This is a genomic window from Achromobacter sp. FW305-C-30-7 (genome assembly GCF_058783105.1).
The window spans coordinates 131,519-139,235 of the sequence record NZ_JBYSYI010000014.1 but is presented as its reverse complement, the minus strand read 5'-3'; the positions used below and the strand labels follow the sequence as shown (position 1 = coordinate 139,235).

Here is a 7,717-nt window from a genome sequence, read left to right as displayed (position 1 = left end):
TGTCGTCTTCCATCTTCATACTCATCGTCAACTTCCTCGATTATGACGTGAGCAGGTTTTCACTGGGTCAATACAAGTCCGCAAACCGCACAGTGCAGAACTCCGGGTCATCCGGCGTTGCCCATCGGTCATGAGTCAAAGAGTGATCGTCCATCAGCCGCTCCAGTATTGACGCAATAAAGAGAAGGTAGTCGCCATTGCAGCGACCATGTCGTCCGTCTTTTCCAGCTGTCAATCTGGGCGATCTTTGTGGGATTGCGATGCCAGTATCGAGTTCGACGGGCATCGCAATCAAGCGTGACCCGTGCCAAATTGAGCACACTTGAGCCTAAATCCGCGCCATGCGTGCGGCCCTTTCCAGTTCAGACTCAGGCCACGCCGGCTAAGTCGTCATCTCCATCCCTTACACTTACATCGATCATCAGGGAGCGATATGTCGATTCAAAGATTAAGCCGTTGCAGCATCCTCTTGTTCCTTGCCGCCTTGAGCTCCGGTTGCTCATTAGGCGGCGAGTGCGGATGGAATCGCAGCAGTTGCATGTATGAAGGCAAGTACGAAGAGGGCGAGGAAGACTACGCGGAAGACGAAGCAAAGCGCTTGAACAAGAACTCGTCCGATCGGTTGCGCCGCAGCTCTGGCAATTGACCCGCGGATCGAGCTTTTCAAGCTCGTGAGGTCCTAGCCAGAGACCTGCCAGTCGCGAAACTGCTTGAACAAGCGAAACCCTACATAGGTTTCGCTCCTGAGCCAACGCCGCCGGTAGTAGCAATCCCAGTAGCTGGTCATGCGTTGCTGCGCCAGATCCAGAAAGGCCGGATTGCCTCGAAGAACCGTTCCATAGACGCGCTTGTCCAGCAAGGGCAAGCGCGCCTCGATGTCCTGCAGGATTTCCACGACGTATTCGCTGCAGAGCTGCACCACGAACGGCACAACCCAAGGCTCGGAAGCCCCAGCCAGCCGCTCAATTTGGCGCTGGCGCACGTGGCCGTCATGATGGCGTGACTGGATGCACGCGTAGATCAGTGCCTGGGGTTCGTCCAGCTTGGAAGACAAGGAATCGCTGCCCCCATGCTGAACGCGATAGGGCAGCGTCAATGACTCTCCCTGCACGATGACGGACAATCCGCGGCCGCTCATGACCGAGGGGCGGATTTCCTCGGCGATATGTGCTGCTTCGGCTCGCAGCCGCGCGGGGAAGGCCGCTGTTAGTAGCGCCGTCTGCTCTGGGGCGGCCTTGCGCGGGCGAGAGGGCATGTGGGGAAGGCTGCTTGAATGGCGTTCACCGTGTCATACGGTGCATCGGCGGAAGACCACGGCACGCCCGGATGCTGACGTTGCGGCATGAAGCACACCAGGCGCTTACGCCGCCGCCTCTGCAGGTTGCGGCACAAAGAACCGATCCTTCAGTTCCTGCAGCCCGATCCTATCCAGCATCTCCGTCAGCCGCTCAGTCGCCTTCCTGCGCGGCAAATCCTTGTACTGCGCAATGATGAGTTCATTCTTCATCGAATGCTCCCACCCCACCAGCTCAGTCACGCTGACCTGATACCCATGCGCCTCCAGCTGCAAGCACCGCAGCACATTCGTGATCTGGCTCCCAAACTCCCGCGTATGCAGCGGATGCCGCCAGATCTCAGCCAGCGGATCAGCCAGCGCCTTCGCCTTGTTCTTGCGCAGCACCGAAGCCACTTCCGCCTGGCAGCAGGGCACGACGACGATGTACTTGGCCTTCTTCTCCAACGCGAAATGAATCGCGTCATCGGTGGCGGTGTTGCAGGCGTGCAGGGCGGTGACGACGTCGATCGTGGCCGGCAGTTTGTCCGACGTGATTGAATCGGCCACGGACAGGTTCAGGAACGACATGCCGCCAAACCCCAGCCGCTTGGCCAGTTCTTCCGATGACTTCACCAGTTCTTCGCGGGTTTCGATGCCGTAGATGTGGGAGCCGTTCTTCAGCGCCTCGGGCTGTTCCTTGAAGAACAGGTCGTAGAGGATGAAGCCCAGGTACGACTTGCCCGCGCCATGGTCGGCGAGGGTGACGGCGCCGCGTTGTTGTTGGACGTCTTTGAGCAGCGGTTCGATGAACTGGAACAGGTGGTAGACCTGTTTGAGCTTGCGGCGGCTGTCCTGGTTCATCTTGCCGTCGCGGGTCAGGATGTGCAGGGCCTTGAGCAGTTCGATCGACTGGCCGGGGCGGATGTCGTGGGTTTTGTCGGACATGGGGTAAGGCAATGCGCCCCGCGATGGGCGGGGCGCATAAGAAGAAGGCGGAAAGCGTCAGTTTAACGAAAACGCCGCCGACGCTGGCGAACCGGGAAAACCGGCCGCGGACTGTTCGGTATCTGGCGATCCAGATTATCTGGCGGGCGAGTAACATGCGCGATGCGATTGGAGCATGTCATGCATTTCTGAAAGCGCCTGACCATCAGGGCGGGCGCGTGGAGAGTCGTCAAATGTTCAGCCATATCACTGTCGGGACGCGTGATCTTGAACGCGCGGGCCGTTTTTATGACGCGGTGCTGCTTCCGCTTGGATTGAAGCGTCGCGTTGTCACGCCGGATGGCGGGCCCTTGGCGCTTTGCTGGGTGACCGGTCAAGCGCTGCTGCCGCGCTTCTATGTCTACATGCCCTACGATGGCGAGCCGGCGACGGTGGGCAATGGCAGCATGGTGGCCTTTCTGGCTCCTACGCAGGAAGCGGTGAGCCTGGCCCATGCGGGCGGGCTTGCGCAGGGCGGGACGGACGAAGGGGCGCCGGGGGTACGTCCTCAATACGGCGATGGTTACTTCGGCGCGTATCTGCGTGATCCTGACGGCAACAAGGTCCATATCGTTCATCGCGGAGACCTCCCGCTGTAAGGCGGAGAGGACCGACATCCCTGGAGAAACGCAAATGCTCGTGAGTCAGCTTGCTCTTGTGTATGGTACCTATCTGATTGCCACGGCCAGTCCCGGACCCAGCAATATGGCGATCATGGCCACGGCGATGCGTGATGGTCGTGTGCCAGCGCTTGCGCTGGCGGCGGGCGTGATTACGGGCTCGCTGTTCTGGGCGACGCTGGCGGCGACGGGCATTTCCGCCGTGCTGGCGGCGTCCGCCCAGGCGTTGTTCGTCATCAAGGTGGTGGGGGGAGTCTATCTGCTCTATCTGGCGTTCCGCACCGGCAGGTCGGCGCTGAGGCCGGGCGCGGCCTTTGTGAACGTGGAAACGGGCCGTGTGACGCCGCGCTATCGGGTGCTGTACCGCCAGGGCGTGCTGATGCATATCGGCAACCCCAAGGCGGTGCTGGCCTGGATGGCGATCATGTCGTTGGGGCTGGGGGAGAGCGCGTCGGACGGCACCTTGCCCGCGATCATCGGCGGTTGCGCGTTGCTCGGCGTGATGGTGTTTGGTGGGTATGCCATCGCGTTCTCGACCGCGCCGATGATTGCGCTGTACGCCAGGTTGCGGCGCTGGATCGAAGGCACGGTGGCCGTGGTGTTTGGAGTTGCGGGCGTCAAGCTGCTGACCTGGCAACGTTGACAGGGCGGCTTGTCATCGCCGGCCAGTGTCGGCGATGACAAGCTGCAAGCAAAGCGTCCAGCACGCAAGCGGCCGGACGCTGCAGGGTCAGGCGTTCGGGAAAACCGGCTCGCCCAGGTTCAGCATCAGGCGATTTGCCCAGGCGAAGATCGCATCCGAATGCAGCAGATCCAGGATCTCGCCTTCATTCAAGCCCGCATCCTTCAAAGCCTGGATGCTGTCCGCATTAACCGAGGCAGGCGCTTCAGTGATCTGGATCGAGAACTTGCCGATGGCCAGTTCCCGCGCCGTGGTGCCGGCCGTGGCGGGATCCTCGAACACCTGCGCAATGACCTCATTGCGCTTGGCCAGCTGTTCGAAACGCTGGGCATGCACGGACGCGCAGTACACGCAGCCGTTGATGCGCGATACGTAGGTCGAACCCAGTTCGCGCTCCGCACGCGACAGTCCACCCGGCGCATACATGATGGCGTTGAACGCCGTGGAGCGCTGGCGCAGGATTTCGGGCTGATGCACGAGGAACAGGTAGTAGTCCGAGACCTTGGCCTTGGGGTGGCTTTCTTCCAGGACGGCGACCTGTTCGGGCGTGGCGGTTTCGACGTTGACGACGTCCAGCCAGGCCTTCCACTCCAGCGACTCGTTGGTGAAGCCGTGGGCCTTGATCACTGCGCCGGGCGCGGTGGCGGCGGTGTTGGCGGGGAAGGGCGCGGGCGGGGTGCCGGCGGCGCGCTCGGGCTGGCCTTCCAGGGCCTTCATGGCTTCCAGGCCGGCAACGAGGCGGACCTGGTAGGACAGGAAGGCGATGAGCTGGGACAGCGTGACCACGGCGGGCGTGGAGACGCCGGCGGCCGGCAGGGTCTTGAGCGCCGCTTCGTCGCCCTCGACGGGCTTCTCGATCAGCTTGCGCGTGAATTCCAGGATGGCGGCCAGGCGCGGGGTGGCGGCGTCGGACGGCTTGCCGGATTCGGCGGTGGCGATGTCGGCCGGCGTGGCGCCGGCGTCGTTCAGGCGGGCGCGGTAGTGCGCGGCCAGCAGCGGCGACGGGGTGATGCGGGTGGCGTACAGCGCGACCAGCAGGCGCTCGGCCAGGGACAGGCCAGGCAGCGCGGGGTCGAACAGGGCGTCGTAGCTGCCTTGGGTGGCGGCGGCGACCTTCTCGCGGAAGTGGCGCACTTCGTAGGTCTTGGCGCCCGGGGCCAGGCCGATCAGGCGGTCGACGAGGTCGTCCGTGACGTTGTAGACGATGGGTTCAGCCATGCGGATCTCCTTGATGCTTTATTTGGCGGCGCGCGCTTGGACCGCGGCGTCCAGGAACTGCTTCACGCCTTCCCAGGATTCCTGGTCGGCGCGGGCGTTGTCCTTGGGGTTGCCGCCGCTGGTGCTGATCTTGCCGGACACGGGGTGGGCGTAGACGAGCTGGGTGGTGGGCACGTAGGGGAACAGGATGGAGTGCCCGCCGTTCTCGTAGTCCAGCCATTCGACCGGGTAGGGGTGGTTCACCTGGGCCAGCTTGTCCTGCACCATCTTGGAATAGATGCTGGACGGCCAGGAGCCGTCGTCGGTGCCGGACAGCAGCATGACGGGGCCCTGGATGTCTTCGACCTTGATGCGGGCGCGGGCCACGGCATCGGGGTCCTGCAGCGCGGTGAGGATGGCGCGTTCATGGCGGTGCGGCGCGGGGCCTTCGTCGAAGGGCGCCCAGGTGGCGGTGCGGTTGTTTTCCCAGACGTGGGGGATGGGCTTGCCGCCCAGCAGCCACGTGGGGCCTTCGCGGCCGATCTTGGGATCGCAGGCGTTCTGGCCGCTGTGGACCACGGCGCCGGGCACGTAGGCGACCACGGCCGAGACTTCCTCGGGGAAGGTGGCGCCCAAGAGCAGCACCAGTTCGCCGCCGCGCGACTGGCCGCTGATGGCGACGAAGTCGTGCTTAGGCTGGACCTTCTTGCGCAGCCAGCGCAGGCCGGTCTGGAAGTATTCCAGCGGGGTGTTGGAGATGTAGTCAGACAGGCCGGGCGCCTTGAAGTAGGCCAGCGCGAAGGCGGCGTAGCCGCGGGACGCATACAGCGCGGCGCGCGGTTCGTTGATGCCGCCGCCGGAGCCGTTCAGGATCATGACCGCAGGGAACGGGCCGGGGCCGGGCGGCAGGTACAGCGTGCCGACCAGGCCTTCCTCGCGCACGTCCTGGCGGGTGACGCCTTCAGCCGCCAGGCGTTGGGTGAAGCTGGCCTGGGCCTGGGCGCCGGCGGCGCGCGCCACCACGTCGGTGACCAGGGCATCGGTCACCGGGTGGTTGAAGTGTTCGCGGCTGGGCGAGTCCACCGGGGACTGCGACCAGACCAGGCCCATGGGCGCCACGCCTGCGTAGTCGCCGGACACGGGCGCGTCGCGGCCCAGGTCGACCGTGCCGTCCGCGCCCGCCACGAAGGCGGCCTGGCTTTGCCAGAGCACGCCGTTGCGGCGGGTCAGGGCGGTGATTTCCACCGTCTGCCCGGGTGCGACGTGTTCGACCCGGATCTGGCGCGGCACGTCGATCAGGTCGACGGCCGGGGTGATGGTAAGGGTGGGCGTCATGGCTTTACTTGCCTGCGTCCTTGGTGACCATCATGGCGGCCGTGCGGTCGCTGGTCATGGGGGTGACCTTCAGGCCCTTCTTGGTGGCCCAGATGTTCTTGTAGTGGAACAGCGGGATGATGCCGACGTCGTCGTACACGATCTTGACGGAGTCGCGCAGGACAGCTTCACGCTTGGCCACGTCGAATTCCGAGGTGGATTGCTCCAGCGCGGCGTCGACCTTGGGGTTGCTGTAGCGGCCCCAGTTGGACGCGCCCAGGCCCTTCTTGGCGTCGGCGGTGGCCAGGATGTTGACCAGCGCGTAGCTGCCTTCGCCGGTGCCGTTGCCCCAGGCCAGCATGCTGACCGCGAATTCGTTCTTGTTGGCGCGGCCCGAGTACACGGCCCATGGCACCACTTCCACCTGGGTCTTGACGCCGGCGCGGGTCCAGAACTGCGCCACGGCCTGGGCCGTTTCCGGGCCTTGCGGGTAGCGGTCGTTGGGCACGTGCATGGTCAGCTTGAAGCCGTCCGGGTAGCCGGCTTCGGCCAGCAGCTTCTTGGCCTGGGCGACGTCGTTGGGGATGTCCTTGACGTCGGGGTTGTAGCCGATGGTGCCCTTGGGCATCCACTGGTTGGCTTCGGTGGCGGCGCCTTGCAGGATGCGGTCGGCGATGGCCTTGCGGTTGATGGCCAGGTTCAGGGCCTGGCGTACGCGCACGTCCAAGAGCGGGTTCTTGTCCAGCGGCTTGCCGTTGTTGTCGGTGATGTACTGGTTGGGCGCGGGGTTGAAGCTGGGCTGCAGCAGCATGACGCGCAGGCCGTCGTAGGGGTAGACCGACACGTTGGCGGCCTTTTGCAGCTTGGCCAGGTCCGACACCGAGACCTTGTCGATCACGTCCACGTCGCCTGCCAAGAGCGCGGCGGTGCGGGCGGCGGCGTTGTTGATGTAGCGGTAGTTGACCTTGTCCCAGATCTGCTTGTCGCCCCAGTAGCCGTCGTTGCGTTCCATGATGACGCGGTCGCCGGGGGTGTAGGACACGAACTTGTAGGGGCCGGTGCCGACCATGGCCTTGCCCGAGTTGTAGTCCTCGGTGGTGGACTTTTCACCGACGTGCTTGCTGACCACGTGCACCGAGGCCAGGTTCAGCGGCAGGTCGGGGTTGGGGGCCTTGGTCTTGACGATGAGCGTCAGCGGATCCTTGGCGGTCATGGTGTCGATGGTGCGCAGGTAGCCGGCATAGGTGGCCACGCTGCCCGGCACGGCGCGCGCGCGGGTGTAGGAATAGATCAGGTCGTCGGCGGTGAAGGGCGTGCCGTCCTGCCACTTGACGCCTTCGCGCAGCTTGAATTCCCAGGTCTTGTCGTCCAGCGGCTTCCAGCTGACGGCCAGGCCGGGTTGCAGCTTGTTCCACTTGTTCTCGATCAGCAGGTCCCAGAAGTGCAGGGCCACCGAGCGGTCGCCGGCGTGGTTGTTCAACTGCGGGTCCAGCGACGACAGCGGGTCGGCGAAGCCGATGGACAGGTCGTCGGCGCTGGCGGCGGCGGAAGCGCCAAGAATGGCGGCGGTCAGGGTGGTGAGAATCAGGCGTTTCATGTTCGGAGTCCTTGGTATAGGGGGAACTAGCGGTTAATCCGGAAGCC

General features: G+C 64.2%; 7 protein-coding genes. 2 read left to right on the top strand and 5 right to left on the bottom strand.

Features of this window, described 5'->3' with window-relative positions; translation table 11 throughout:
- Window positions 1-679 precede the first annotated feature (679 nt).
- Window positions 680-1,255 carry a hypothetical protein gene (locus tag AC3WOB_RS30145; protein ID WP_492277072.1) on the bottom strand — a complete coding sequence of 192 codons (576 nt, stop codon included), beginning with the start codon at window positions 1,253-1,255 and terminating at the stop codon, window positions 680-682.
- 105 nt (window positions 1,256-1,360) lie between these two features.
- The gene (locus tag AC3WOB_RS30140) at window positions 1,361-2,221 is read right to left on the bottom strand and encodes a class I SAM-dependent methyltransferase (RefSeq protein WP_492277071.1); all 861 of its coding nucleotides are present in this window, start codon (window positions 2,219-2,221) and stop codon (window positions 1,361-1,363) included.
- A 233-nt stretch (window positions 2,222-2,454) separates the two neighbouring features.
- Between AC3WOB_RS30140 and AC3WOB_RS30135 the strand changes: the two genes are divergently transcribed.
- Window positions 2,455-2,859 (top strand): VOC family protein, encoded by a 405-nt coding sequence (locus tag AC3WOB_RS30135; protein ID WP_492277074.1) that lies wholly within the window; start codon window positions 2,455-2,457, stop codon window positions 2,857-2,859.
- Window positions 2,860-2,893: 34 nt separating this feature from the next.
- Window positions 2,894-3,523 (top strand): LysE family translocator, encoded by a 630-nt coding sequence (locus AC3WOB_RS30130; RefSeq protein ID WP_492277070.1) that lies wholly within the window; start codon window positions 2,894-2,896, stop codon window positions 3,521-3,523.
- A gap of 87 nt (window positions 3,524-3,610) precedes the next feature.
- On the opposite strand, the gene AC3WOB_RS30125 is transcribed toward AC3WOB_RS30130, so the two are convergent.
- Genes AC3WOB_RS30125 through AC3WOB_RS30115 form a run of 3 tightly spaced genes read right to left on the bottom strand, consistent with a single transcriptional unit; the run spans window position 3,611 to window position 7,670 of the window.
- Window positions 3,611-4,780 (bottom strand): CMD domain protein, encoded by a 1,170-nt coding sequence (locus AC3WOB_RS30125; protein ID WP_492277069.1) that lies wholly within the window; start codon window positions 4,778-4,780, stop codon window positions 3,611-3,613.
- 18 nt (window positions 4,781-4,798) lie between these two features.
- Window positions 4,799-6,094 (bottom strand): acyl-CoA thioesterase/bile acid-CoA:amino acid N-acyltransferase family protein, encoded by a 1,296-nt coding sequence (locus AC3WOB_RS30120; RefSeq protein WP_492277068.1) that lies wholly within the window; start codon window positions 6,092-6,094, stop codon window positions 4,799-4,801.
- Window positions 6,095-6,098: 4 nt separating this feature from the next.
- On the bottom strand, window positions 6,099-7,670 hold the full coding sequence (locus tag AC3WOB_RS30115; RefSeq protein WP_492277067.1) for an ABC transporter substrate-binding protein: 1,572 nt from the start codon (window positions 7,668-7,670) through the stop codon (window positions 6,099-6,101).
- Between the last annotated feature and the right edge of the window lie 47 nt (window positions 7,671-7,717).

Coding starts and splice junctions, on each gene's coding strand:
- AC3WOB_RS30140 (WP_492277071.1), bottom strand. CDS start 2,221: ATGTCCGACAAAACCCACGACATCCGCCCCGGCCAGTCGATCGAACTG.
- AC3WOB_RS30130 (WP_492277070.1), top strand. CDS start 2,894: ATGCTCGTGAGTCAGCTTGCTCTTGTGTATGGTACCTATCTGATTGCC.
- AC3WOB_RS30120 (WP_492277068.1), bottom strand. CDS start 6,094: ATGACGCCCACCCTTACCATCACCCCGGCCGTCGACCTGATCGACGTG.
- AC3WOB_RS30135 (WP_492277074.1), top strand. CDS start 2,455: ATGTTCAGCCATATCACTGTCGGGACGCGTGATCTTGAACGCGCGGGC.
- AC3WOB_RS30125 (WP_492277069.1), bottom strand. CDS start 4,780: ATGGCTGAACCCATCGTCTACAACGTCACGGACGACCTCGTCGACCGC.
- AC3WOB_RS30115 (WP_492277067.1), bottom strand. CDS start 7,670: ATGAAACGCCTGATTCTCACCACCCTGACCGCCGCCATTCTTGGCGCT.
- AC3WOB_RS30145 (WP_492277072.1), bottom strand. CDS start 1,255: ATGCCCTCTCGCCCGCGCAAGGCCGCCCCAGAGCAGACGGCGCTACTA.